Annotated in this window: 1 protein-coding gene; it reads right to left on the bottom strand. The window is 45.9% G+C overall.

Features of this window, described 5'->3' with window-relative positions:
* Positions 1 to 2,205 (bottom strand): tandem-95 repeat protein (locus AWH66_RS12605; RefSeq protein WP_143081504.1); only part of this gene is annotated, 2,205 nt, incomplete at both ends.

Here is a 2,205-nt window from a genome sequence, read left to right as displayed (position 1 = left end):
TGTCTTCATCAACGGTGTAAGACGCGGTACCAAAGACTGGGAGATCATTGACCGACTCTACCGTCACGTTGATGTTCGCCGAGCTTGACTCTAATCCGTCATTGACGGAATAACTCAGCTCGATATCCCCATAGAAATTTTCATTGGGCGTAAAAGTATAGGTACCATCACCATGGCTATCTAATACACCCGACGTGCCGTCGTATGTCACTTGCTCAATAGACAATTCGTCATTATCGATATCAGAGGTCGCAGACAAGATATCGTCATTGGTAAACCGAACCGTTCCGTCTTCTTGAATAGTAAATGGTAGATCTGTGGCAACAGGTCCATCGTTGACTGGTGTAACATTGACAAAAACGGTCGCGGCATCAAAAGAGCCATTCCCGTCAGTCACGGTATATTCAAATGAAGCTTGTCCGTTGTAGTTGGCATCCGGCGTGAATTGGATCTGTCCGTTTTCATCTAGACTGACAGTTCCGTGCGAGTCGTCAGTAGAGGTTACACTCACTAAAGTCAGCTCATCACCGTCAATATCTGAGTCATTCACTAAAAGATCGCTTGCTTGAAGCGTCAGTATTCCATCTTCTTCGACCTCAATTGCTCTTGAAGTGATGGTGTCATCAATTTCGATAAGTTGCTCTGTGACATTCAAAGTATCCTCAGCAGTACTGTGATTTAAGTTCAGCTGCAGAGTGTTTGTTACTTCGCTTCCATCTCCTTGGATGGTGGTGATCTGAATTTCTTCTGCCATGGTTCTCGAGACAACCATGTTTTGCACTACGTAGGTTCCGTTTCCACCTGTCGTTCCTAATTCAAAATGATGCACGGGAACATCAGTTGTGAAGGAATACGTATCTTCGTATTCCCCAGATTCACGATAGCCACCTTGGGTGCTGATAAGATTTCCTTCAGAGTCATAGGCAGTAATGTTCACCTGTGTTGCGTGGGAGCTAGTTTCATCAAAATACCCGCCGAGACCATCAAGCTGGAACGTAATTTGATTAACGTCTTCTCCTTCAACTGTCACCGTGAGAGTTTCATCGTCACTGAGTCCATTAGATGACTGATTACCTATTCCAGCACCGACGTGGCTATTGGGACCATTCCACGCCGCCAATGCCCCCTCACTGACAACCGTTGTGACGACAATACCATCTTCAACGTACGTCGCGGTGTCTCCATCGACGTTACCCCAATCGGATGTCGATGCAGTCCCATCAAAACCTTCGCTGTTTGGATCGTTGTCGAAACTACCCACTCGGATATCACGAGTGTCCGATTGAATCTCAACAGTATTTGGTACAAATTGAACTTCGGTGTCAGCGGGATATTCCAATCCAATGACCATATCCGCCCAGTCACCATTTTCATCGAGATACTGGACTGCTCCATGCTCTGGTGCGACGTCTAAGCGAATCATGGGTTCAGCACTAGACAAATTGACGTCATCACGAGCAATGACAAGGTCGTTAACTGGATCAACCGTTAAGTTTAGCGCGGTTGCGACGGTTTCTTGTCCATCAGTCACATCGAATGTTAGTGACAAAGGTCCATGAAAGTTTTCAGCGGGAGTGATTGTGAAATTTCCGTTGCCATCATCGGTCACCGTGCCAAATGCTTCTAGGTATAGGTTTTCAGCTGAGAGTTGGTCGCCATCAACATCGGATGCGTGGATAAGCAACTGTTCCTGAGACAAAGTAATAGAATTATCTTCGTTAACTTGATAAGCAATTGGGCCGGACACAGCCGGGGTATCATTGACGGAGAGTACATCAATAGTCGCGGTGGTTGAAGACGTTAATCCTGACTCATCAGAAACCACAACTTGCAAAACGACTTCACCATCAAAGTTTTCATTTGGCGAGAAGTAGTATGTCCCATTTTCATGTAGAGCTAAAATACCATCGCTTCCACTATACGTCACCGAATCTAATGAAACGGCTTCCCCATCAACATCACTCGAATTTGCCAGCAGTTGTTCCACTGTGATGTCAATTACCCCTTCTTCATTGACTGAATAGGACGTAGAACCCGCTATCGGCGCGTCATTAACGGCAGCGATCGCAATATCTATCACAGCACTGCTGGTATCTGTGCCATCAGAAACATCGAAAGTTAGTTGAAGTTCGCCATTGTAGTTATCATTTGGCGTGAAAGTGTGAGTACCGTTACCTAGTGACGTAAGAACACCGTCGGTACCTT

The organism is Vibrio barjaei (assembly GCF_001639065.2).
Lineage (GTDB): Bacteria > Pseudomonadota > Gammaproteobacteria > Enterobacterales > Vibrionaceae > Vibrio > Vibrio barjaei.
The sequence above is the reverse complement of the archived record's forward strand: the minus strand, read 5'-3'. Positions and strand labels throughout refer to the sequence as shown.